At 40.8% G+C, this 24,123-nt stretch carries 24 protein-coding genes and 2 riboswitches; of the genes, 3 read left to right on the top strand and 21 right to left on the bottom strand.

Features of this window, described 5'->3' with window-relative positions; translation table 11 throughout:
• The first annotated feature begins 3 nt into the window (after positions 1–3).
• Both AKG37_RS10750 and AKG37_RS10755 read left to right on the top strand, forming a co-directional pair.
• The gene (locus tag AKG37_RS10750; protein ID WP_060698800.1) at positions 4–1,323 is read left to right on the top strand and encodes a gluconate:H+ symporter; all 1,320 of its coding nucleotides are present in this window, start codon (positions 4–6) and stop codon (positions 1,321–1,323) included.
• An 82-nt stretch (positions 1,324–1,405) separates the two neighbouring features.
• Positions 1,406–1,518, top strand: a riboswitch (SAM riboswitch).
• A gap of 86 nt (positions 1,519–1,604) precedes the next feature.
• Entirely contained in the window at positions 1,605–2,729 is a 1,125-nt protein-coding gene (locus AKG37_RS10755; protein ID WP_060698801.1) for a 5-methyltetrahydropteroyltriglutamate--homocysteine S-methyltransferase, read from the top strand.
• A 53-nt stretch (positions 2,730–2,782) separates the two neighbouring features.
• Here AKG37_RS10755 and AKG37_RS10760 read toward each other — a convergent pair whose 3' ends face one another.
• The 19 genes from AKG37_RS10760 to AKG37_RS10850 form a co-directional block, all read right to left on the bottom strand.
• Entirely contained in the window at positions 2,783–4,201 is a 1,419-nt protein-coding gene (locus AKG37_RS10760) for an aryl-phospho-beta-d-glucosidase (protein WP_060698802.1), read from the bottom strand.
• Positions 4,173–6,080: a beta-glucoside-specific PTS transporter subunit IIABC gene (locus AKG37_RS10765; RefSeq protein ID WP_060698803.1), complete on the bottom strand. Its 1,908-nt coding sequence runs from the start codon at positions 6,078–6,080 to the stop codon at positions 4,173–4,175. Before AKG37_RS10765 ends, AKG37_RS10760 begins: the two co-directional genes overlap by 29 nt.
• 327 nt (positions 6,081–6,407) lie before the next feature.
• On the bottom strand, positions 6,408–7,241 hold the full coding sequence (gene licT, locus AKG37_RS10770) for a BglG family transcription antiterminator LicT (RefSeq protein WP_060698804.1): 834 nt from the start codon (positions 7,239–7,241) through the stop codon (positions 6,408–6,410).
• A gap of 348 nt (positions 7,242–7,589) precedes the next feature.
• Positions 7,590–8,240: a methionine ABC transporter permease gene (locus AKG37_RS10775; protein ID WP_060698979.1), complete on the bottom strand. Its 651-nt coding sequence runs from the start codon at positions 8,238–8,240 to the stop codon at positions 7,590–7,592.
• A gap of 19 nt (positions 8,241–8,259) precedes the next feature.
• Positions 8,260–9,282, bottom strand: coding sequence for a methionine ABC transporter ATP-binding protein (locus AKG37_RS10780; protein ID WP_060698805.1), 1,023 nt, complete (start codon positions 9,280–9,282; stop codon positions 8,260–8,262).
• A 20-nt stretch (positions 9,283–9,302) separates the two neighbouring features.
• Positions 9,303–10,622 (bottom strand): LLM class flavin-dependent oxidoreductase, encoded by a 1,320-nt coding sequence (locus AKG37_RS10785; RefSeq protein ID WP_060698806.1) that lies wholly within the window; start codon positions 10,620–10,622, stop codon positions 9,303–9,305.
• 2 nt (positions 10,623–10,624) lie between these two features.
• Positions 10,625–11,488 (bottom strand): MetQ/NlpA family ABC transporter substrate-binding protein, encoded by an 864-nt coding sequence (locus tag AKG37_RS10790; RefSeq protein WP_060698807.1) that lies wholly within the window; start codon positions 11,486–11,488, stop codon positions 10,625–10,627.
• Between the two features lie 17 nt (positions 11,489–11,505).
• Complete coding sequence (locus AKG37_RS10795) at positions 11,506–11,919, bottom strand: OsmC family protein (protein WP_077233713.1); 414 nt, start codon at positions 11,917–11,919, stop codon at positions 11,506–11,508.
• A gap of 23 nt (positions 11,920–11,942) precedes the next feature.
• A complete protein-coding gene (locus AKG37_RS10800) occupies positions 11,943–12,788 on the bottom strand; it encodes a MetQ/NlpA family ABC transporter substrate-binding protein (RefSeq protein WP_060698808.1) in 846 nt (281 codons plus the stop codon).
• A 15-nt stretch (positions 12,789–12,803) separates the two neighbouring features.
• The gene (locus AKG37_RS10805; protein ID WP_060698980.1) at positions 12,804–13,832 is read right to left on the bottom strand and encodes an LLM class flavin-dependent oxidoreductase; all 1,029 of its coding nucleotides are present in this window, start codon (positions 13,830–13,832) and stop codon (positions 12,804–12,806) included.
• 79 nt (positions 13,833–13,911) lie between these two features.
• Complete coding sequence (locus tag AKG37_RS10810; RefSeq protein WP_060698809.1) at positions 13,912–14,796, bottom strand: LysR family transcriptional regulator; 885 nt, start codon at positions 14,794–14,796, stop codon at positions 13,912–13,914.
• Positions 14,797–15,111: 315 nt separating this feature from the next.
• Positions 15,112–15,927, bottom strand: a complete 816-nt coding sequence (locus AKG37_RS10815; RefSeq protein WP_060698810.1) for a YwqG family protein — start codon at positions 15,925–15,927, stop codon at positions 15,112–15,114.
• 168 nt (positions 15,928–16,095) lie between these two features.
• Positions 16,096–16,935, bottom strand: coding sequence for a methyl-accepting chemotaxis protein (locus AKG37_RS10820; protein WP_060698811.1), 840 nt, complete (start codon positions 16,933–16,935; stop codon positions 16,096–16,098).
• Positions 16,936–17,085: 150 nt separating this feature from the next.
• Positions 17,086–17,820, bottom strand: coding sequence for an energy-coupling factor transporter transmembrane component T family protein (locus tag AKG37_RS10825; protein ID WP_060698812.1), 735 nt, complete (start codon positions 17,818–17,820; stop codon positions 17,086–17,088).
• Positions 17,810–19,408, bottom strand: a complete 1,599-nt coding sequence (locus tag AKG37_RS10830) for an ABC transporter ATP-binding protein (protein WP_060698813.1) — start codon at positions 19,406–19,408, stop codon at positions 17,810–17,812. The genes AKG37_RS10825 and AKG37_RS10830 overlap by 11 nt, the downstream gene beginning before the upstream one ends.
• Complete coding sequence (locus AKG37_RS10835; RefSeq protein WP_060698814.1) at positions 19,383–19,982, bottom strand: ECF transporter S component; 600 nt, start codon at positions 19,980–19,982, stop codon at positions 19,383–19,385. The genes AKG37_RS10830 and AKG37_RS10835 overlap by 26 nt, the downstream gene beginning before the upstream one ends.
• Positions 19,979–20,665, bottom strand: coding sequence for a thiaminase II (gene tenA, locus AKG37_RS10840; protein ID WP_060698815.1), 687 nt, complete (start codon positions 20,663–20,665; stop codon positions 19,979–19,981). The genes AKG37_RS10835 and tenA overlap by 4 nt, the downstream gene beginning before the upstream one ends.
• An 87-nt stretch (positions 20,666–20,752) precedes the next feature.
• Positions 20,753–20,856: riboswitch (TPP riboswitch) on the bottom strand.
• A gap of 56 nt (positions 20,857–20,912) precedes the next feature.
• Entirely contained in the window at positions 20,913–22,040 is a 1,128-nt protein-coding gene (locus tag AKG37_RS10845) for a hypothetical protein (protein WP_060698816.1), read from the bottom strand.
• Between the two features lie 140 nt (positions 22,041–22,180).
• Positions 22,181–22,837, bottom strand: a complete 657-nt coding sequence (locus AKG37_RS10850) for a type 1 glutamine amidotransferase domain-containing protein (protein ID WP_060698817.1) — start codon at positions 22,835–22,837, stop codon at positions 22,181–22,183.
• 255 nt (positions 22,838–23,092) lie between these two features.
• On the opposite strand from AKG37_RS10850, the gene AKG37_RS19010 reads away from it, so the two are divergent.
• A complete protein-coding gene (locus AKG37_RS19010; RefSeq protein ID WP_162838478.1) occupies positions 23,093–23,257 on the top strand; it encodes a hypothetical protein in 165 nt (54 codons plus the stop codon).
• A 34-nt stretch (positions 23,258–23,291) separates the two neighbouring features.
• Here AKG37_RS19010 and AKG37_RS10855 read toward each other — a convergent pair whose 3' ends face one another.
• On the bottom strand, positions 23,292–23,663 hold the full coding sequence (locus AKG37_RS10855) for a DUF1304 domain-containing protein (RefSeq protein ID WP_060698818.1): 372 nt from the start codon (positions 23,661–23,663) through the stop codon (positions 23,292–23,294).
• 5 nt (positions 23,664–23,668) lie between these two features.
• Positions 23,669–23,923, bottom strand: coding sequence for an ORF6C domain-containing protein (locus AKG37_RS10860; protein ID WP_060698819.1), 255 nt, complete (start codon positions 23,921–23,923; stop codon positions 23,669–23,671).
• Positions 23,924–24,123 lie beyond the last annotated feature (200 nt).

Here is a 24,123-nt window from a genome sequence, read left to right on the forward strand (position 1 = left end):
ACGATGTCGTTAGTGTTTATTGGTCTTGGCGTTTTGTTATTGCTTTTACTCATGGTTATCTTTAAGTTAAACGCTTTCATTTCTTTGATTATTGTCTCTTTAATTGTTGCTGTTTTGGAAGGGATGACACCTCTAGAAGCGATTGCTTCCGTTGAAAAAGGACTTGGCAGTACACTCGGTCACCTAGCACTCGTTTTAGGTTTTGGGGCGATGCTCGGGAAATTAATGGCGGATTCTGGCGGTGCTCAGCGTATCGCAATGACCCTCATTGACAAATTTGGCATCGGAAGAATCCAATGGGCGACGATGCTGACTGGATTTGTGATTGGAATTGCTCTCTTTTATGAAACCGGATTCATCATCTTAATTCCATTAGTCTTTACAATCGCTCAAGCTGCAAGACTTCCTGTGCTGTATGTGGGTATGCCGCTCGTCGCTGCTCTCATCACAACACATGGCTTCCTCCCTCCTCACCCAGGGCCGACTGCCATTGCGAATGTCTTTCAAGCAAACATGGGACAAACCTTATTAGTTGGAATCATTTTAGCGATTCCTGCTGTTTTAGTAGGCGGACTTCTATTTACAAAACTATTTAAAAAAGATCAATTACACGCACATATTCCAAAGAACTTATTTAACCCAAAGGAATTTACAGAAGAGGAAATGCCAAGCTTCGGTATTAGCATTTTCACCGCTGTTTTGCCTGTATTGCTTATGACATTCAGAGCATTTTTGGAAATTTTCTTTCCATCCTCCCCATTGCTGCCAACAGCTGAGTTTTTAGGCGAGCCGGCCATTGCACTATTAATCTCAGTGCTGCTTGCCATCTATACGTTTGGGCTGGGCAGAGGAAAGAGCATGCAGGACGTGATGAAATCCATCACGGATTCTATCGGCTCTATTGCCATGATTCTATTGATTATTGCAGGAGGCGGCGCCTTTAAACAGGTACTCATTGATAGCGGCGTCGACCAATACATTGCAGGAATCATGCAAGGAAGCACACTTTCTCCACTGCTTCTCACCTGGCTCATTGCTGCGGTCCTTCGTGTCTCTTTAGGATCAGCGACTGTCGCCGGCCTCACAGCGGCTGGCATTTCTGCACCACTTATTGGCCTGACAGGTGTCAGCCCTGAATTAATGGTGATTGCAACAGGTGCTGGCAGTATTACGTTCTCTCATGTGAATGATGCAGGTTTCTGGATTTATAAAGAATACTTTAACCTGTCAATGGCCCAAACCTTTAAAACGTGGACATTGATGGTCACCGTGCTTTCACTTGTCGGACTAGCTGGTGTTCTTATCGCTGATTTGTTCATGTAGGAAATTAAATTGTAAAAACCATTGACTTTTTCTCGAAAAGGTTTAATAATTGTGTTTATTAAGAAAATTTAATCAAAAGGTAACCTTATTAAGAGTGGTGGAGGGACTGGCCCTGTGAAACCCGGCAACCGCTGTTCCTAGGAACAGAATGGTGCTAATTCCTTAAGCAAGCAGATGCTTGTTTGAAGATAAGGCAGAGTTCTCACTGTATATGATGCTCTTCCTTATCAAAGGAAGAGCTTTTTTATTTGTTTTTAAACCTGAGAAAGAAGGGATTCAGCATGACACAAGTACAAACCATTGGAAAGAAAACAACGAAGCCGCCATTTCGCGCAGATCAAGTAGGAAGCTTACTTCGTTCAGAGCGCATTAAGGAAGCACGCAAGCAAAAAGCAGACGGTACACTGACAGCGGAGCAGCTCCGACAAATCGAAAATGAAGAAATCACACGTATTGTAGAGAAGCAAAAAGAAATTGGATTAGAGGTTGTCACAGATGGGGAGTTCAGACGTGCATGGTGGCATTTTGACTTTCTTGAAGGGCTCGATGGGGTTGAAGGATTTGAGGCAGATCAGGGCATTCAATTCCATAACACAACGACAAAAGCACGAGGGATCAAGGTAACAGGCAAGATCGATTTTACAGATCATCCAATGCTAGAGGATTATCGTTTCCTTCACAGCATCGCTGGTGATCATACGGCTAAAATGACGATTCCAAGTCCGAATATGCTCTTTTTCCGTGGAAAGCTTGAAGAAGGGGTATATGCCAGCTTAGAAGAATTCCACCATGATGTGGCACAGGCATATAAGAAAGCCATCCGTGCATTTTATGATGCAGGCTGCCGCTATTTACAGCTGGATGATACGGCATGGGCTGTGTTCTTTTCTGAAAAAGGTCATGAACAAATCAAAGCCTTTGGCCGAGAAGAAGATGAACTTCGTGAGTCGTTTGCGAAGACAATCAATGAAGCCGTTGCCGATCGCCCAGAGGATTTGGTGATTACTATGCACATTTGCCGCGGTAACTTCAAATCAACTTGGGCTGCTGAAGGTGGTTACGAAGCAGCGGCAGAAACAATCTTCGCCGGCTTAGATCTTGATGGTCTCTTTTTAGAATTCGACGACGATCGTTCTGGCGGGTTTGAGCCTCTTCGATATGTGAAGAACCCAAACCTTCAAATTGTACTAGGCCTTATCACTTCAAAATACGGAGAGCTTGAGCCGGTTGAACAGATTAAAAAAAGGATCGAGGAAGCGGCTCAATATGTAGACATTAACCAAATTTGTTTGAGTCCACAATGCGGGTTCGCCTCAACAGAGGAAGGCAACCTGTTAACAGAAGAGCAGCAATGGGAAAAGCTGCGTCATGTGATTGAGATTGCTGATCAAGTGTGGACTTCGTAGTCCCTTTGACGAAAAAAAGACAAACCGCCGTATGAGCGGTTTGTCTCTTTTTGTTATGCGTCTAAATGCTCTCCATTCGTCGCAATCACTTGTTTATACCAATCGAAGCTTTTCTTTTTCTTTCTATCTAATGTACCGTTTCCTTCATTATCACGGTCGACATAAATGAAGCCGTAGCGTTTTTTCATTTCAGCCGTTGATGCGCTGACAAGGTCAATTGGGCCCCAGCTTGTATAACCGATCAGGTCTACTCCGTCTGCGATGGCTTCTCTCGCCTCTAGCAAATGACTTCTGAGGTATTCAATACGGTAATCATCTTGAATCGATCCGTCTTCCTCCACTTGATCGACAGCACCCAATCCATTTTCTACGATAAACAATGGCTTTTGGTAGCGATCGTACAGCTGATTCAGTGTTGTACGAAGTCCTTTCGGATCAATTTGCCAGCCCCAATCACTTGCTTCTAGATAAGGGTTTTTCACACCGTCAAATAGGTTACCACCAGTAACTTGTTCAAGGATCTTTGGATCAGTACTCGTCACAAAACTCATATAATAACTGAAGCCAATATAGTCAACTGTATGGTTTCTTAAAATGTCTTCGTCCCCGTCTTGGAATTCAATGTTGATGTTATTTTCCAGGAAGTAACGTTTCATGTAACCTGGGTAATAGCCTCTTGCCTGTACATCTGAGAAGAACAATGTTTTACGATCTTGCTCAATTGCAGCAAACATATCCTCTGGTCTTGAGCTATACGGATATGTGGTCATCGCTGCAATCATACAGCCAATTTTTGCATCTGGAATGATTTCATGTCCTGCTTTAACAGCCAGAGCACTTGCAACAAATTGGTGATGCGCTGCTTGATATTGAATGCTTTTCTCGTCTTCTCCTTCTTCAAATACAAGCCCGCCGCCAGTGAAAGGTGCATGTAATACGACATTGATTTCATTGAAGGTCATCCAATATTTCACTTTATCTTTAAAGCGAGTAAACAATGTTTTAGCATATGTTTCATAAAGATCCACAAGCTTACGGTTTCTCCATCCGCCGTAGTTTTTCACAAGTGCAAGCGGCATTTCATAGTGAGAAATCGTGACAACTGGCTCAATTCCATGCTTACGCAGTTCATCAAATACTCTTTCATAAAAAGCGAGGCCTGCTTCATTCGGTTCCGCATCGTCGCCATTTGGGAAAATACGCGGCCAAGAAATGGATAGTCTGAAGCACTTGAATCCCATTTCTGCAAAGAGCGCGATATCTTCTTTATAGCGATGGTAGAAATCGATTGCATCATGATATAAGTTAAGGTCTTTCATGGATTCATCGAATGGGTGCATAATACCATGCGGTGATACGTCTGCTGTCGATAAGCCTTTTCCATCTTTGTTATTTGCGCCTTCAATTTGGTTGGCTGCAACAGCGCCGCCCCATAAGAAACCTTTAGGAAATGTTTTTTCTAACTTGTTCACGTTGAATGCCCTCCTCTTTTTCTTCTACACTGACTGTGAGCAGTGCCTCTTTCACTGTAATTGTTCCATCTGTTTTCGCATCAACTTGTGCATAATCATTCGTGTTGGTGACAATAACAGGTGTGATCACATCATAGCCCTCTTGCTGAATACCCTTGATATCAAATTCAATGAGCACATCTCCTGCTTGTACAAGATCACCGGACTGCACATGACTTGTGAAATACTTTCCATCAAGTTTTACTGTGTCAATTCCGACATGAATAAGAAGTTCTGTGCCTTGGTTACTCTTCAAGCCAATGGCATGTTTTGTGTGGAAAATGGTTTCAACCTTGCCGTTGAACGGTGCGACAACACGCCCAACTGTTGGTACAATGGCTGCACCTTTACCCATGATTTCATTAGAAAATGTTGCATCATTTACTTGATTGAGCGGCTTTAGCTGACCTTCAAGCGGGCTTTGTACCACTTCATTTTGAAGTGCTCCTGTGTCTTTCTTTTCTTCTGGTTTGTCTGCTTTTGTATCATCTTTTACTGGTACATCTTTGAATCCTAGAACAAGTGTCATGATCGTTGCTACAACAAATCCGATCACTAAACCGATGATTGAGTAGACAAATGTTGGTCCAATGAATGTTGGGAGACCTGGGAGGCCTGCTGATCCAGATATCACATATGATTTTACTTTAAAGATCGACATGAACACGCCGCCTGCTGCTGCACCAATAAGGGCTGCAAGGAACGGTTTTTTCAATCGCATGTTCACACCATACATAGCAGGTTCAGTAATACCCATTAAAGCTGTGATACTTGTTGACATCGCCAATGATTTGAATGTTTTGTTTTTTGATCTTAAGAAGACACCAAATGCTGCGCCTGCTTGTGCCATATTTGCTACAAACATCATTGGAAGAATGTAGTCAAAACCGTTTAACGTAATGTTGTTGATCATGATTGGAAGTAGTGCATAGTGCATGCCTGTAATGATCAATGGTGACATGAATCCGCCGATCAAGAGTCCGGCCAAAATGCCTGCATGTTTAAACAATAAATCAATTCCGCCTGAAAGGCCATTTCCGATAATCCCACCAAGCGGTCCAACCGCGATGAGCATAACTGGTACAACGACAAGAAGTGTCACTGTTGGGACAAGGATGATTTTTAATGATTTTGGACTATATTTTTCTGCGAATCTTTCAACATATGAGCCGAGCCAGATGGTAAGTAGAATTGGAATCACCGATGAAGAGTACACAACGGCAACCACTGGCAAACCTAGAAATTCAGTATTTCCCGCGCCCAGTAAAGCAGTTAACTGCGGGTGCAGTGCTGCTGCTGCAATGGCAGCGGCGATATATTGATTTGTGCCAAGTTTTTTAGCTACGCTTACAGCTAGTAGAATCGGTAAGAAGTAAAAGGCTCCGTCTCCGATTGCTGCTAAAATCGTATACGTACTGCTTTTATCTGATATCCACTGGAACGTGAGCATGAGTGCCAATATTCCTTTGATCATACCGGCTCCAGCGATGGCTGGAAGAATTGGTGTGAAGACACCAGAGATAAAATCGAAAAGCTTTGATATCACATTTTGTTTTGATGCTTCTTCTGTACCGCTTGATTTTACATCTGTTGATAACCCAGAGTCAGCAATCATTGCTTGATAGACGTTTGATACATCGTTACCGATAATGACATGGTATTGACCGCCGCTTTGATTCACGCCCATGACACCGTCTGTTGATTGCAGTTTTTCCTTATCTGCTTTGTTTTCATCGTATAGGTTGAAGCGGAGTCTTGTCATACAATGTGTAACATGCTTAACATTCTTTTCACCGCCGACAAGCTCTAACACTTCTTTTGCTGTTTGTTTGTGGTTCATTGTGTTACCCTCCAATCGTTGATTTAATCTTGATATAGAAAAAACCTAAACATCCATTAATGCCCGAAAAATAGCGATTCAGACATTAATCGATATTTAGGTTTTGCCTGCTTAACCAGTAACAATCCTTCATAGCGATTGATCGTTATTTAATTTTATAAGTCTTTAGATATAAAAAAACCTAAATCACGCCTTATCAAAAGATAGGGACAATGATTTAGGTTTTGCCTGCTTGACCAGTAACAATCCTAAAAGATTGTGGGTTATTGAGTTTATAGTTATAAATTATCATGTTATTTTTGTGATGTCAACGCTTTCTTTTTGAATTTATTTTCTTTTTACTACTCTGTCTATATGCAAAGTTAAATATAGCATTTCATCTTCTATGAGACTTCGGTTGTGTTCTTTTTGTACATACTCGTTAATTTTTTCAGCGCACTGAAAAGCTGCGGTATTTTTCTCTTTTACCACTTCATACAGAAATTCATTTTGATTTTCCATTTGTGTTTCGTTAAACAGACGCTGTCCGAAAAACTTCAAATGCGTCACAAATCGAAAATAATTTAATGATTCCTCGTCTAAATCAATTTGAAAGTGATACTTTACGATGTTCAAAATATCTTGAATCAGCTTTGTGATTTGAATCACGTTGGGCATTTCTTCATTGAGTTCTGCATTGACAATATGCATGGCAATAAAGCCGGCTTCATCCTCAGGGAGATGGATGTTGAGCTTGTCCTGAATGATCCGAATCGCTTCTACACCGCACATGAACTCCTCTTTATACAGCCGCTTAATTTCCCATAACAAAGCATTTTTAATATCCATTCCCTTTTGATGACGTTCAATGGCAAAGGTAATATGATCCGTCAACGTCACATAGATGCTGTCATTTAAGGTTTTGTTAAGGGACGTCCTCGCATGATCAATAATTGCCTCACACACTTGCATATACTCGATCGGAATATCATAAAGCAGGGTCTTGAATTTTTCTGATATATCTTTATTTTGAATAGAAAATACTTTTTCGATACGTTCTTCATCAATTGGGTCTCCGCTTTTCTTTTGAAATGCGATCCCTCTGCCCATAATGACCAGCTCATGCTGCTCGTCATCATACGCACTGACAACATTATTATTGATTACTTTAGAAATGATCAATTGATACCCCCCAGTACATTCCGCTTTTTCGAGCATTTTATCGTTGAATTATATGTCATGTTATTATTATTTTCAAAAAAGAGGACTTTAAGATGATTTTACATTTTTTTTTGATCCGGTCAACTAGTAAGAATGACATATTGCCTCTCAGAAATGACGAAATAGGGACAAAAAAGTCTAAAAACATTCACGAAAAAACAAAAAAGTGCTAAAACAAATGACATTTTAGCACTTTGTCTCACTTTATAAAATACAAAGGTGTTCATTTTTTGAAGTTTGGAAAAATCATTCACGAGAGAGCATCCTTGTTGATTACTTTCTCTTTCATACATAAATATTTCCAAGCTGTTAACGCCTTCTAATTTTTTTGGCTGTGATGTTACCCGCGGATTGAATGACCTGCACAATCACAACTAATACGAAAACAGTGACCACCATGGTCGCTGTATCAAAGCGCTGATACCCATACGTCAATGCCAAATCACCAACTCCGCCTGCTCCAACTGCGCCTGCCATTGCAGATGCTCCTACCAAACCAATTGTAGCTGTTGTAAATGTAAGCACAAGCGAGCTGAGACCTTCAGGCAATAAAAATCGATAAATGATTTGCCAAATTGTCGCTCCCATCGCTTCTGCCGCTTCAATAATCCCTTTATCTACCTCAAGAAGTGAGTTTTCAACAAGTCGTGCAATATACGGTGCGGCGTAAACAACAAGCGGTACAATTGCTGCAGTCGTTCCTATCGCTGTTCCAACCACGAGTCGAGTAAATGGAATAAGTGCAACCAGTAAAATAATAAACGGGATCGAGCGTAAAATGTTAATGACAGAATTCAACAGATGAAAAATGGCCGACTGCTCCCAAATGTGTCCCTTTCTTGTGATCACCAGAATAATCCCAAGCGGCAGCCCAATAATGATAGAAAATAAAAGGGATAAAGTGACCATATATAATGTTTGACCAAATCCGGTTAAAAGTTGATCTAGCGATACTTCCATTCCAAAAAGCTGCGATGTACTAGTCAAGACCCGCTACCTCCTGTACATTGATCTTCTCCTGTTGAATATATGAAAAAGCTTTTTCAATTTCGGTTTGTTCACCTGTCACTTCAACAATCATATTGCCAAAAGGGGTATCTTGAATTTCTGAAATATTAGCCGACAAGACATTGACATCAATATCATATTTCTTTGCAATTGTGGATAGGAGCGGTTTGCTGGAACTGTGACCAATAAAGTTCATTTTCCACACCGTTTTTTGGCCATTTTTTAATTCTTCAATGATACTATTTGGCAAATGCTCATGGATAACCGTTCTGACAAAACGTCTTGCAATCTCCGTTTTCGGATGAGAAAAAATCTCATACACTGAACCTTTTTCAACGATTTGGCCATTTTCCATGACAGCTACTTTTGTACATATATCACGAATGACAGACATTTCGTGAGTGATTAACAGAATCGTAATATCATATGCTTGATTGATTTTTTTAAGCAGGTCTAAGATCGCAGACGTCGTATCTGGATCAAGTGCAGATGTCGCTTCATCACAGAGAAGAATGGATGGATTCGTTGCCAGTGCACGTGCAATTCCGACACGCTGCTTTTGTCCTCCAGATAGCTGCTCTGGGTAATTGTTCGCCTTTGATTCAAGACCTACGAATGATAAAAGCTCATCTACTCTTTCTTTGATTTTCCGCTTTGAGCTTCCGTTTAATAGAAGCGGCAAAGCCACATTATCAAACACTGTCTTTGATTGAAGTAAATGAAAATGCTGAAAAATCATGCCAATGTCTTTTTTCTCTTTCCTTAAGTTCGCTTTAGACAGTGAGGTCAATATTTTTCCATTTACCTTTACCTCTCCTGCTGTTGGTCGTTCTAGTAAGTTCACGAGTCTTAATAGTGTGCTTTTTCCCGCCCCGCTATATCCAACCACACCGAATATATCACCTTTTTCGATGGTCAGATTGATGTTGGACAAGGCTTCAATATTTTGCTGTCCACTCTGATATACTTTCTGTACATCTTTAAATTCAATCATTGGCCGGACCTCTCTTTACTTTATTGATATCGGTTCACTGGTACACGAAGCCCTAAATGCTCCCGAAGCGTGTTCCCTTTGTAATCGGTACGGAATAATTTTCTTTCCTGTAAAATAGGCACAACGAGCTCGACAAAGTCTTTTAAGGTATCTGGGAGAACAGCAGGAATCAGCATAAATCCATCTGCTGCTCCTACATCCACCCATTTCTCCATTTCATCTGCTATTTGTTCTGGTGTACCAATCCAACGGTCATGTGAAGCTGCATTGCTCACCTTGGCATAAAGCTCACCAACTGTTGGGTTTTGCTCATCGATGATACGCATGATCGTTTCAAAGTCACTTTGAATACTATCTACTTCCGTCCACGCCACCTCTTTTGCAGGCGTGTCTGGAGAGTAAGCCGTTAAATCCACATTTCCAACATAACCAGATAAGAACTTTAGTGCCTGCTCAGGCAGGAGCGCTTCGTCCAGCTGACGCTTTTTTTCCTGTGCTTCCTTTTTTGTTCTTCCGATAACCGGTGATATGCCTTGTAAAATATGAAGTTCATTCGGCCTTCTTCCGAATTGAGGCAGCCGCTCTTTCAATTCTTTATAAAACGCTTGAGCAGATTGCAAATCCTTCTTATGACTAAATACCACTTCCGCTGTACGTGCGGCAAATTGTTGTCCTGGTTCAGAAGAGCCCGCCTGAAAGATGACGGGCTGCCCTTGGGGTGTTCTTCCTATATTTAAAGGACCTCGAACTTGAAAGTATGTACCTTTATGATGAATTGGATGCACCTTTTGTTCATCGTAAAATTGCCCTGTCTCCTTATCTCGAATAAAGGCATCATCTTCCCATGAATCCCATAATCCTTGTACGACATCGATGAATTCCTCTGCCATTTGGTAACGGTCATCATGTTTGACATGTGACGTTCGTCCAAAGTTTTGTGCAGTTCGCCCCGTTGCATCTGCTGTGGTGACGACATTCCACCCAGCACGTCCTCCAGTCACATGATCAATAGATGCGAACTGTCTTGCGAGCACATATGGCTCACTATAGGTTGTTGAAGCAGTAGCTACAACACCAATCCGATTTGTAGCAGCGCCCATCGCCGTAATGAGAATCGCTGGATCAAACCGATTAAGAATATGAGGGTGTGAATTCTCATCTATGGCAAGGCTGTCTGCAATAAATACCGCATCAAGTTTTCCTTCCTCTGCTTTCCGAGCCATTTCTCGGTAAAAATTCACATCAATGCTTGCATCTGCTTGCACATGAGGGAGTCTCCATGAGCCAAGATGCATACCAGATCCAACGAGATATACGGTTAATTTCATCTCTTTGGTCATGCTTACGCCCCCTCTTTTTGTAAAGCTTTGTCATATTCCTTTAGTAATTGATCAATCGGTGTGGTGACTGGAAGAAAATTTCCTTCGTAGTGATTCGTAATATAATCCGTGATTTTTTTAGAATGTAAAATCTCTGTGATTGTATCAAGCTCTTTCCTTTTCTCCTTTTGGACATCCTTTGTCACAGCAACTACATTAACGTACGGAGCTTCTTTTTTACTTTCATGATATAAAGAACTTTTCAATTTATAGCCTGCTTCAAGGGCTATACCATTATTGATGACCGCTGCATCCACATCATCTAAAAGACGGGGCAGGTTTGCCGCTTGAGCAGGGACAATGTCTAAGTTGTATGGATTTTCTAAGATTTTGTCCTCTCCCCCTTGTCCATTAAAATCATCCTTTAGCTTGATTAAACCGGCATTTTGCAATAAAACGAGGGCACGAGGCCAGTTGCTATCATCATTTGGAATCGCAATTTTATCGCCCTTTTTAATATCTTTTAAGCTCTTTCTTGTTTTAGAGTAAATACCGAGAGGCGCTGCAATGGTAGAAATATCCGCTACCAGTTCGCCCTTTCTTGTTTTATTCCAGCTTGTTAAATAGGCAAGATGCTGAAAGGAGTTCGCATCTATTTCGCCATCTTCTGTTAATTGATTCAGATCAACGCCACCAGTAAATGTTTTTAACTCTAAAGTAAGGCCTTTCTTTTTCGCCTCTTCCTTTACAACCTTCCAAAAATCAAGGGTTGCCTCAGTGGTTCCTAAAGTCAGCGTTTGTTTATCATTCGACGCATTTGTTTGTCCGCAAGCGGTAACAAGGAGGCTCAGTATGAAAATAAAAGCGAGTATATTGATTTTTCTCATGTAAATTCATCTCCTCTTTATGAACTAACGGCTTTTGTTTGATTTGTCACGTCCTCAAATGTAATATCAATGGCATTCACGAGTGAACGTCTAATGGTGCAGCCTCTTTCAGCAGATGTAATGACCTTTTGACGAGCCTCTTCACTTAATTCTTTAGGCAGCTTGATTGACAGGTGCAGTTTTTCTACTCTGGATGGTCCCTCCACTGCTTTTTGAGCTTGGACAGCCACATTGAAGTTTTCCTCTGTGATCGGAGTCCCTTCTCTTTCTAATAACACTCGTAAATTGAGCGATGTGCAGTATCCAAGTGAAGCGCCTAATAATTCAAGTGGTGTTAAACCCTCTGTTCCTATGGTGCGACTGCCTTTTACCTGTTTGCCACTTTCGTTATAAATCGAAAATTCTTCACCATCTAATTTAATATTTGTCATTGCATTCATCTCCTGTATTGGTTTTAGTTCGTGATTTCACTGACTGGTTTATCGACAGGAATTTTCGTTCCGCCAAATTCTTTTTTGACATAGTTCTGAACTTCTTTTGAATGATAAACCTCTGCAAGTTTTTTTAACGTTTTGTTGTCTTTGTTTTTTTCTTGTGTCACAAGCAGGTTAATATTCGCCTTCGTATCTTGATTCACTTCTTCGTGATATAGTGAGTCTTTTATAGCGTTTAGACCGGCATCAAGTGCAACACTGTTTCCAATTAGCGCAGCGTCTACATCCGGGAGCACCCGTGCCGTAGCTGTACCATCTGTTTCAACGAATTGCAGCTTTTTCGGATTGTCATTAATGTCCTTCAAGGTGCTAAAAGAGTTGAAATCAGGCTTGAGCTTGATGAGACCAGCCTTTTCTAGCACTCTGAGTCCTCTTGCTGTATTCGCTGTATCATTTGGAATCGCCACTTTCGCACCATTTGGAATGTCCTCAAGTTTTTGATATTTGTCAGAGTAAAGTCCCATTGGTTCAAGATACGTTGTGGCGATGGCGACAAGCTTTGCCTTCTTTTTCTTCACGTAATCTTGGAAATAGGATAGTGATTGGAAGGCATTTACATCTACTTGACCATCATTTGTGGCTTCATTGATTTGCACACCGTCATTAAATTCTTTGACTTCAATATTCAAGCCTGCTTTTTTTGCCTCATCTGTTTTCGCAATAAACTGCCAAACTTGGGCGTCTGATCCTTGTGATGCAATTACAATTTTATCCTGCTTTCCTTTGCTGCTTGACTGTTGACCACCGCATGCGGCTAGGACTGTCACTATAATTGCTAGTAAAATAAACACACTATTTTTTCTCATTGTCATCTTCTCCTTTTATGCCAATGTCTCTGCGTGATCGTGATGAAAGGCATCCTTTAAAAGAACAAGAGACCTTTTTCGTTTTTCCGCATCATCAATTGGTGTTAAAATGATAAATTCATCAATTCCCAGCTTCTTCTGCAAAGCAAGTAGTTCCTCTCGAACTATCTCCTGTGTGCCGAAAATAACCTTTCGCTCTTGTTTTTTAATCTCATAGGGTTCTCCGCTCTGATTTCCAAATTCTCTTGCATTTTCCTCGCTTGCTAGGGTAAATGTTTTTCCGCTCTTTAAGTAGACTTTGACAATTTCGTCATTTGAAATAAGGCTTTTTGCTTCTTCATTGGTTTCAGCTGTGATGACAGACAATGCGAGAATGAATGACGGCTTCTTGTGTACATGTGGATCTACGTTCTGTTGAAATGCTTTTATTGCTTCCTCTAGTGCCCGTTCATCACTATTGATAAATCGAGCAAAGACAAAGGAAACGCCTAGTTTAGCAGCAAGTTCAGCACTCCCCTTACTTGTACCAAGCAAAAAAAGATCAGCAGGTACCGGTGGGAGCGGATAGGCTCTAATCTCATCCCCTTTTTCATCCGTATGTTTTTGGTTATGAAGCCACAGGGCCAGCTCTTTGATTTTTTCTGTGAACGGATAATCATCCTGTGATACACCTTTTTGTAAGGTAGCAGTTGAGACAGGCAGTCCACCAGGTGATTTCCCCACACCGAGATCCACTCTTCCCGGTGCAAGGCTGGCCAGTACATTGAAGTTCTCCGCAACTTTATATGGGCTATAGTGCTGCAGCATCACTCCACCAGATCCGATTTTAATTTGATTTGTTTGAGCGAGCAGATATGAGATGAGCACCTCCGGCGAAGAACCTGCTCGCTCTTTCATATTGTGGTGTTCCGCTACCCAAAACCGATGGAATCCTTTTTCATCCGCAATTTTTGCTAGTTCGACGGTATGCTGCAAAGCTTCTTGAGCGGTCTCATTTTGGTGGACAGCACTTTGATCAAGAACGCTTAATTTTATTGACGACATCATTCATCACCTCATCTATGGTTGTCAAAACTGATTATTACTATGAAAATAGTATGATTTATATGTATACAAAACTCATTTATGCAAGCATTAGGCTCCTATTGAATTGTTGATAAATCGCTTTGACACGATCAGTAAAAACAGATTTTGTGCCTTTTAATGAAACAAGACTGATTTGATGACTCACGCTTAACATGTTCAATTTCTTTTTCATCAACGTGCCTTCTCTCAATTCTTTCATCACACTCAATTCAGGTAAAAAACCGACTTTTCCATGTCTAATTAGTTCTTTAGCTACCTCAAGATTGTCTGTGTGAAAACCAATATTAGGCGTCTCCGGAAGTGCTTCAAATATTTTATGAATCATTGCCCAATCAAATGAGCCACATTGATAAAAAACAATGGGATAACGGCTAATATCCTCAATTGTTGGCTTCTCAATCGACAATAATTCGTGTTCTGGTGGAACAATCAAGTGAATTTGATTGTCTAACAGTTTAAAAGAATCCACTCCTGGATGGGAAGTATGCTTCATTAATCCAAATTCCACCTGTTGATTTAAAATCGCTTCGAGCATCGAATCATTCGTTGTCGTCATCGTTTTAAATGTCACGTTTGGGTAGCAATTGCTCAGATACGGTAATAGGTACGGTAAATAATATTGTGCCATTAATAAATTGGAACCAATTGTAACTTGATCTTTTTCGTTCGGCACATGCAACTGTTTTTTTCCATTTTGATAACTTTTTAAAATCTCCTCGGCATATGGTAAGAAATTCTTTCCCTGTTCAGTGAGGTGAAACTGTTTCCCTTTTCTCAAGAACAATTTTGTATTAAGTTCGCGCTCTAAAGACTGAATTCTTGCAGAGACAGAAGGCTGTGACAAAAACAGTGCGTCCGCTGCTTTTCTAAAACTCTCAAAATGATTAACATAAACGAATGCCTCTAAGTGATCAATGTTCATGGCGCACCTTCTTTGTAAATGAATGTTTCACATTCTATCACACAACTATTATTCAGACAATTCAGTTATTTAAAATATAAATGAATAAAATTCTAATTTGACTTATCATATTGTATGAAAACATAGTAAATTGGTCTGTTTAATTTATATTATCCTTCAACTTTTTCACGGTCAATTTGATTTCATTCGAATACTTTTATAGGTTAATAGATATTTTCTATCAATGATCGATTGAGCCGTGACCACAAAAAACCTCCATCTGAGATGGAGGTGCATACCGTAGGCAAATCTTCTATAAAGAGTGTTTTTACAAAATCAAGAGCAGTCCCAATTATAGACAACATTCTCGAAATTTTTTCGTTTGAGGTCTTCTGGTTTGATAAAGAAGTTGGCAATACCGCAATCTCCCCACATCAAATCTACTTCATCATCTGAGTCAATTTGTAATAACAAAACGGTATGTTCTTGATCTACATAGGTACGCGGATCTTCTTGTGTAAACCCTGGATACCCACCCAATTTGTGACCAAATCCACTCGCTGTTTCATAAAATTCATCTAGCAAATCATCTGCTTCATCACCATCAATACCCTCTGCATCTTCGAATAGATCCCAGCTGCGCTTTCCTGTGACTTTTTCAAAGCGGAAATCTTCTACACTGATCGTTTCGCTTGATAATTCACCTGTAATCGCGCCTTCCTTCGTAACAGGAAAATAAAAATCGTCAGGAATTTTCACAAAAGAAAAATCAGTCAGCAACTCCTCTTCTGCCAGAAAAGGTTCCTCAATAAATTTAATTCGAAAATCTTTTTGCTCTGTTTTATGGTCAATATTCATCCCATAAAGATCATCATGCACAGAAATAAAGACTTGCAAAAGTCCTGTTTCTGGATAATCCTTCAGCTTTGGCAGCTGGCCGAAATTAATTTGTGCCAAAAGTTTCATAGGATGCCCTTCACCATCAACCGGATATTCGTCGCTCTTTGGGAAGTAAGGATCTCCTGCTATTTTGCTGTCGTATAGTCCTGTTTTTCCGTGTTTCATCTGTAATTGAATCATTGGTTTTTCAGTTTCTTCTAACAACGGACGGTAGGGTGCAAGTATTTCTTTCAGCTTCGCTGATTGTGTCACGATGATCTTCCTCCTTATGAATAGGTTTAATCACAAAACTAGTCTCTCTTTTTCTATCATACAGAAGTGTACCCTGCCTGTCAGCGATAAAACGGTCATGATCCTAACAAGTTTCTCACCTTGAAATGATAAAAAAACCTCCAATTCAACTGGAGGTTTATCGTTCTTTTATTTCACTTGATAGTTCACTAAATCGTTTGCCAATGATTTCATTGTTTCGTTTGTTTCGTGAAGACCTTCAATAATTTTTGTAAAAGTGCCTACAAGCTCTGCCTGATGTTCAGAGGAAGCGACAATTTGGGCAATTTCTTCTTCCATTCCTTTAATCGATCCCTGCACATCTTTTAAAGCTGTTTCAATATCAGTCGTCGCTTGCTTTGCGTGAGTTGACAGCTTTCTCACTTCTGTTGCGACCACTCCAAAGCCTGCTCCTGCTTCCCCTACTCTTGCAGCTTCAATTGATGCGTTGAGTCCAAGTAAGTTCGTTTGATCAGAGATACCCTTGATGAGATTGGATACTTGATTGATTTTAGAGGAATTTTCGACAGTGGTTTTCGTGTTTTGTAGAATTTGTTCACTTGTCGCTTGTAGTTCCTCTGAATGTGCGGCAACCTGCTGAACCATTGCGACTAGTTTTTCGGAAGCTTGGTTGCTCTCCGTCATAATGTGCTCTAATCGTTGTTGATTGGTTTGGTCATAGGCCACACTGAAGGCAGCGACTACTTGACCTGATTCATCAGTAATTGGAACAACTACGATATCCATTGGAATCCCGTATACTTCTTTTGGAATTTGTATAAACGATGCTTCTCTCCCATTTTTCAGCATCTCAAAGTTTCGGAATCCAACATCTAGTGCATCACCAGCTTTAAAGCCTAAATCAATTTTCCCGTGCTGCTGATAATAAAGAACCTTCTCTTTCCCTAAAACAGAAAAGGTTAGCTGCTCTCTCATGGCTAGTCCAATGATTGGTAAAGCGTCTATTATGTTATCAATTCTCTGTGACATTCGCTTATGTTCATCCTCTCTTTTTCTCAGTACATCTTCTTTATCGGTTCGTTATATGATCTATTACAGCCTGTAATGTGTACTAATATCAATCAAATGACCTAAGACATATAAAAACTCCCACATTCTATTAAGAGAATGTGGGAGTTTTTAAAAAAAGTAAATGCATATAAAGACACTGATACTGATGAGAAAAAGATACATATAGTCGATCCATGAGGTGCTGATGACATGATAATACGTTCGCTCCCTCGTCCCAGTGAAGCCCCGTGCTTCCATCGCAATCGCTAAACGCTCTGATTTTCGTACGCCTTGCGTAAAAAGAGGCAGTGCATATCGCATAAAGGCTTTCCAGCTGTTTTTTTGCTTGTAGCCTCTGATTTTATGCGCAGCCTTCATTTGCTTTAATTCACTTTGAAATAACGGAATAAACCGGAAGCCGGCAAGCATCCCATACGCCCATTTTGGGGACATTCGGCATTGATGAATCAGGCTCATCATAAAGGTTGTCAAATCAGTTGTGGACGTAAAAAGGAGCCCAAATGTCACAAATCCAAGCATTCTGAAAGCGATCGTGAGCCCATTTCTTAAACTTTCCTCTGTGATATGAAACCACGCCCACTTCCAAACGGTATGATCCCCCTTACCAAAGGCCGCCATCATCCAAAACACGAGAATAAAAAAGAGCAGATAAGGGACAAGCCTTGTGATAAGATACTTCAAATTCCATCCACCTAAGACAAGTCCAATGCCAAGAGCAAACAGCCAGATGATGAAGGTTGTTTTAGGATCAGATATTGCCATGAGGCAGCACATCGCAAACAGATGAGCGAGTAATTTTATGACTGGATTGACAGTTGAGAGAAAGGAGTGATTACTTTGCAAGTGTCAGCACATCCTTTCTTTCAGCCACATAGCGATAATGTAGAGGGACTCTCAGCTGATAAGCATCGACAAGGTTCTGATTTGAAAATAAATCAAACGGGGTGCCATCATACACATGCTTCCCTTGATGAAAAAGAAGCACCTGATCGGCACATTCATCGACAAGCTCCATGTCATGTGTGACCATCAAAATGGTCGTGCCTTGGCGCTGACGCTCTTTTAAACGCCTCATTAATTCCTTCGCCGTTTTTTCATCCTGCCCGAAAGTCGGTTCATCTAACAGCAAGACATCTTGATCAAAAAGAAGCATCGTGGCGACACTCAATCTTCTTTTTTGCCCTAAGCTTAAGGTGAAAGGATGCGCTTTTGCATGCTTTTCTAAACCAAACTCTTCCAATAGCTGAATCGTTTTTTCTTGTACTACTGCTTCTGGCCAATTCCGTTGTCTGCCGCCAAATGCAAGTTCATCAAACACTGTATCTTGTATAAATTGAAGCTCTGGATTTTGAAATACAAAACCTGCTTTTTCATATAGCAGTCGGTCAGACCATTTTTTGAGGTTGGTTTCTTTTAAGAAAATATGACCTTTTTTAGCTGGTTCTAAACGGATCAAATGTTTGAGACAGGTACTTTTACCGCTTCCATTCTCGCCAATAATCGCTACCCAATCTCCAGCTTTGATATCTAGCTGAAGGTTACTCATAATCCGTTTTTTCCCGTAGCTTAATTGAAGACCGTCTGTACGTATCATGTTCTCTCGTTCAATTGATGGCACTTTTTGATGCTGCTCTTTTCTATCTTCAAAGGTTCTCATAAGGGTTTGACTCATTGGATGAAAGGGATCTTGAATGATCGTGGACCATTTCTCGGGAAATAATTTTGGCCGCCAAATTCCTGCCGCTTTCATTTCTTCCTCATATGTCGTGAGCACATCTTTTGGAGATCCGTCTGCTAAAATGCTGCCTTGATCGTCTAATAAAATCACCCGATCCATCCATTCGATGACACCGTCTAGCACATGCTCTACAAAAATCATGGTTTGCTGCTGATCGGCTGCAAGCTGCTGCAGCAGTTGAAATATGTCCATTCTGCCTGCCGGATCAAGCTGTGCGGTCGGTTCATCAAAGAATAGAACATCCGGCTGCAATGCTAGTAAACAAGCAAGTGCCAATCTCTGCTTCATGCCGCCAGATAATGTGTGAATCTCTGTATTCGGGTCGACATCCAGTTGGACTTTTTGCATGAGCTGCTGAATGATGTCATCCATCTCTTCACGAGGGACGGAACGGTTCTCTAAGCTAAAGGCAATTTCTTCATTGACGCGATGCATACAAAACTGGGAATCGGGATCTTGAAACATGACACCTGTATGTCTTTGTAACACCACTTCGCCCTGCATGTCTGCTTCCACATGTTCTGGAATGATTCCAGCTAGAACCGAAATGAGCGTGGATTTCCCGCTGCCACTCGGACCTAAAATAAGCACCTTTTCCCCTTTTTGAATCGTAAGGGAGATTTGATGCAAAACGGGCTTAGGCTGTTCATAAAAACGGACAGTCAGATCATTGCACGCGAGAAATGAATTCATGCTGCTCACCTTTGTTTCGTTTTTCTTTCATGATGGCATATTGATTCAGTACACCTGTTTTAGATAGTGCATCCACCACCACTTTCGCTAAACAGCCGCCAAGTATCATCCCACTGATGATTTGAGTCACAAGAGTCATGAGTAAAACTTGAGACGTGTAATAACCAAAGCCATTTGCCACGAGACTGTACGCCATTGCTCCGATAGCTGCGAAGGCACCAGACAGCATCAGTGTCCACATGCGATACCGTTTATACCCAAAAAGAGCGAAGGCGATTTCCGCCCCAAGCCCTTGGCATACACCAATCAGCAAGGCTGAAAGTCCGAAGTGGCTGCCTGTCAGTAATTCCACTGCTGCAGCGGCTGTTTCCGCAATTAGGGCAGCTCCCGGTTTTTGAATGATATACGCGACAATTGGACTGGCAATGACCCAGATTCCAAACATGATGTTTCCTCCTGCCGGGCCAACAAGTGCTGTAATTGGTAAGTAAAGCGTGGACCATCCTAAATAGATCACACCGCACGCAACGGATAAAATCACCGCTAGGACAACTTCTTTCATCTTCCATGTCATGATGAATGCACCTCCAGTTGGACTGGCCACTCTTCTACAGTGAATGCCATCTCCCAAAACTTGTACTCAAGCTGGCAGCTTAAGATAAAGTGCTGTTTCATTTTTTCCTTTTCCTTCTCGCTTGCTGCTTCCGCCAGTTGATCAAGCCGCTTACAAAGCTCAACCGTGACAGAGTCCGTTAATCCTCCATAAAACGTGATCCATTCATAGAACGGATGTGACGGGTCTGGCTGCACGTCTGAGAGCATTCGTTTCCCTATCTCCCAATATGTCCAAGGGCATGGAAGCAAGACAGCGATGATTTCTCCAAGCGTGCCTTCCTGTGCAACTTGCAGCATGTGATGAATATAGTGATGAGCACTCGGGGCCAAAGAAGCACCTTGAAGTTCATCATATGCTACGCCTGCCACTCGGCAGAGGTTTTGATGAGGGTGCGTCTCACTATCTAGTACAAACGCGATTTGCTGATGGAAAAAGGCAATATCCTCCCTGTCTGTACATCTGCTAAGCGCTGCTGCATAAATCTTAATGAATGCCTGTAAGTATTCTGCATCTTGTTTGACGTAATGAATGATCTGTTCCTTTTCCAGTTTTCCTGCTGCCAGTCCCCTGACAAACGGATGCTGATAAATGGCTTCAAATATTGATTCTGCTTCTTTTCTTAATTGCATTGAAAATGTCATAAAAAAAACCTCCTCTTTTTCAGTTGAATAAATGAAAAAGCCACCCCAAATGGAGCGGCCTTCTTATCGATTCAAACATGAATAAGACAAGGTCCAGCTCCACTTCCCTCCGCTAGTACGAACTAGATCAGGTTCAAAGGGTCCAAGATTTTCTCTTGTCTCAGTCATACATGACTCCCCTAGTGGACTTTTGTCATTTAATTATCTTTACTCTACACATGTGGCGATTTGATGTCAACCGCCTTTCTTAATTCAACGTGCTGATTGTAGGCAGCTTCTCGACACCTGCAGCATAGTAGAAATTCAGCACACTGAAGAAATCAATCGGCTGTCCAGTTTTTAAATCGACAGCTAAAATATGATCTCCGTAATTTGTCAAATCGTCAATATCTAAGCGCCTTGGCGTTAGCTTTCCAAGTGTATCGACAAAGGTATCGTAATAATATTGTCCGCTTGCAAATGATGATTGATGGTACATAAACAATGTTTCCACATCTAAGTAAACGAGAATGGCCTCTGAGGAGCTCGCATACGGAGCTGAGTACGACACAGGTACCGAAATATTTTTCACTTTCACACTTGAAACCTGATGGGTTCTTTGTTCATATTTTCCATCATAAGGGAAGTAAAATACACGTTTCCATTCATAATCGGCTGTCTTCGTTTGCTTGTTGTACACTTTTGTGCCATTTGCAAATACATCACCGTTTGCATACTCGGCTACAAAGTATTGCAAAGTAGACGATAGGGATTCAGCTCCTGTGAAATCAGGCGGGTTTTTTGCATTCACTTGTAACGTGTAAGAATCCCCGAAATCTCCTCCGCTTGTGATACCAAATGCGTAATCACCTGCTGGTAAATTGGTTAACCCTAGCAGACTGCCTGCCGGCTGAATTAGATCTGTCGGGTAGGCTTGTCCTGTTTCATAATCTACAACAAATAATTGAACGAAATAATCAGGATTTGAAGAGGTAATACGGCTGATGAGTGCCTGAGATGAAGACGTGCTTAAAAACCATAAATCAACAGGGTCCTCCTCTGTTAAAACAGAAGATTGATTGATTGCTAGTCCATCAATGGAATGAACAGCAGACGTGCGCATTTTGCCATCTTTAGCAGCTTTTCGCTTGATGCTCATTCCTTTCTTTTTATCCACTTTAAATGATTTTTTCACTTGCTTCTGTTTGATCGCAATTCCTTCATCCTGCTTCAAAAACGACTCTTGCACTTGCTGAATTGCCTTTTCCGTCAGTGGTGATATTTTCCCTTCTGATTTCGGTGCTTCTTCTGCTTTTAATGCTGGTGAAAATAAACCTGTTGCAACAAGTAAAACAGATAGTAAAGCTGCGGTAATTTTGACATAAAATGCTCTCACAGGAACATCCCCTTTTTCCTAATTTGGGTTTTTTACCCTGAGATCATTTTACCATTATTCCAATAATTGTTTTGGTCTTTTTTGGTACATTTTCATAACAAAAAACCAGCCGTATGAACTACGACTGGTTTTTGATCGTTTTATGCAATGGTTTTGACAAACAAGCGTGCTGTTTCTGCACTTGATCCAGGGTTTTGTCCAGTAATGATTTGCCCGTCAACTACAGCAAATGGTGCAAAGACATCTCCTTTTTCAAACGCTGCTCCTTGCTCACGAAGCTTTGTTTCCAATAAAAATGGAACCTTTGATGTCAGCTGGACGGCCTCTTCTTCTTCGTTTGTGAAGCCTGTGATTTTTTTGCCTTCGATAAATGATTTTCCATCTTGATTCTTCACATCAATGAATGCTGAAACACCGTGACAAACGGCTCCGATCGCACCATTTTTATCTGAGATCGCTAAGATTGCATCAGCTACCAGCTGATTAGACGCAAAGTCGATCATGGGGCCGTGTCCTCCCGCAAAGAAAATTCCATCATAATCAGCTGGGTTCACATCTGTAAGCGCCTTTGTGTCTTGAAGTAATTCATACACATCTTGATATTGCGCTGGGACACCTTCTGGAATCGAATTTTTGTCAATCGGTACAGTGCCTCCTTGAATGGAGACGATTTGTACATCTAGTTCATTTTCTTTAAAAATATGAAATGGCTCTGCCAATTCTTCTAGCCATAAGCCTGTTGGATGTCCATTCATTTCCGAACTGCTTGTCGAAACTAATAACACTTTCTTACTCATCGTCATCATCCTTTCGATTTACCATGTGGTCATTTTATATTTTGCGCAATTAAATATCAAGCAATCAGACTTTGATTCAGCTCTTCATGTTATACCCGTTTTTCTAAAAAATATGACATCTCTTAAAATCTAATCAATATGTCACATTCTATTGTCAGGGAATTTCATGTAAAATTGTCATTGGATGATATCATATGAGGAAAGATTGACAGATTTCTCGTCATGCGCGAGAACTTTTAAAGGAGTGGAAAAGCGATGAAAACCTATTCGATTGTGATGATTATCATCACACTTTGTATTATATTGGCCGTCTTTTTGATGAACCTAACAGGGGTCATGTACGGAAAAATCATTATGGCAGTTGCCGTTGCTCTTTGTCTGACATCCATTATTCGTTTGATGGGTCTTCGGAAAAGATAAAAGCCGCCCTTACTAGGGGCGGCTTTATTTAAGATTAGATCGCCAACAGCAGAGCAATTAATGCAAGCATCGCTGGTACTCCTTGTTTGATGATAATTGATTTATTGGATGTTACACCGCCAAATACTGCTGCGATGATCACACAAAGAATGAAAAATAGCTGAATCATATATCCAACAGTATTCGATCCTAAAATGAGCCCCCAAATAAGTCCTGCAGCTAAAAACCCATTATAAAGCCCCTGATTGGCAAACATCACTTTGACATTTGGATCTTTTTGCAAGTGTTCTGGCAGCTTAAAAGATCTCTTCGCCATCTTTGATTCCATAAAGAACATTTCTAATAACATGATGACAAGATGTTCTAATGCGACGATTCCCACTAAAATAATTGCTAAAATATTCAATTTAATTAATTCCTTTCTGGTAGACGTTCACGAATCTCTATTTTATCCGTGTATAAATCAAAGTCTTGTATTAATTCTAACGCTTCATTAAATCGACTTTGTGGAATATCTTTCATTTTTCTCACGCCGAATTCCTTTTTAATAAAAGCCATGATGGTATTGATATGAAGCTTACCGTGGCCATCATACTCCAAATGGCTGCAAAAAGTCTGCATCGTCCCTCGAATCACCTTTAATTGCTTGGTAGTGACACAACTCATTGGTAACGCTCATCCTTTCCCTTTGTTTTAACAGCTAAAAAGAATCACGAATGAAAGAAAAACCTTCCAGTCTCTATTATATAATGGTTTCATTCGGATATCAAAACAAAAAAGAACAGACATTCGACCAAAAATCCTATCGTGTCATCACAATCCTTTTCTCACCATATCAAAAGGCCGGATTCAATGGTAGAATCCGG

The organism is Bacillus australimaris (assembly GCF_001307105.1).
GTDB classification, from domain to species: domain Bacteria; phylum Bacillota; class Bacilli; order Bacillales; family Bacillaceae; genus Bacillus; species Bacillus australimaris.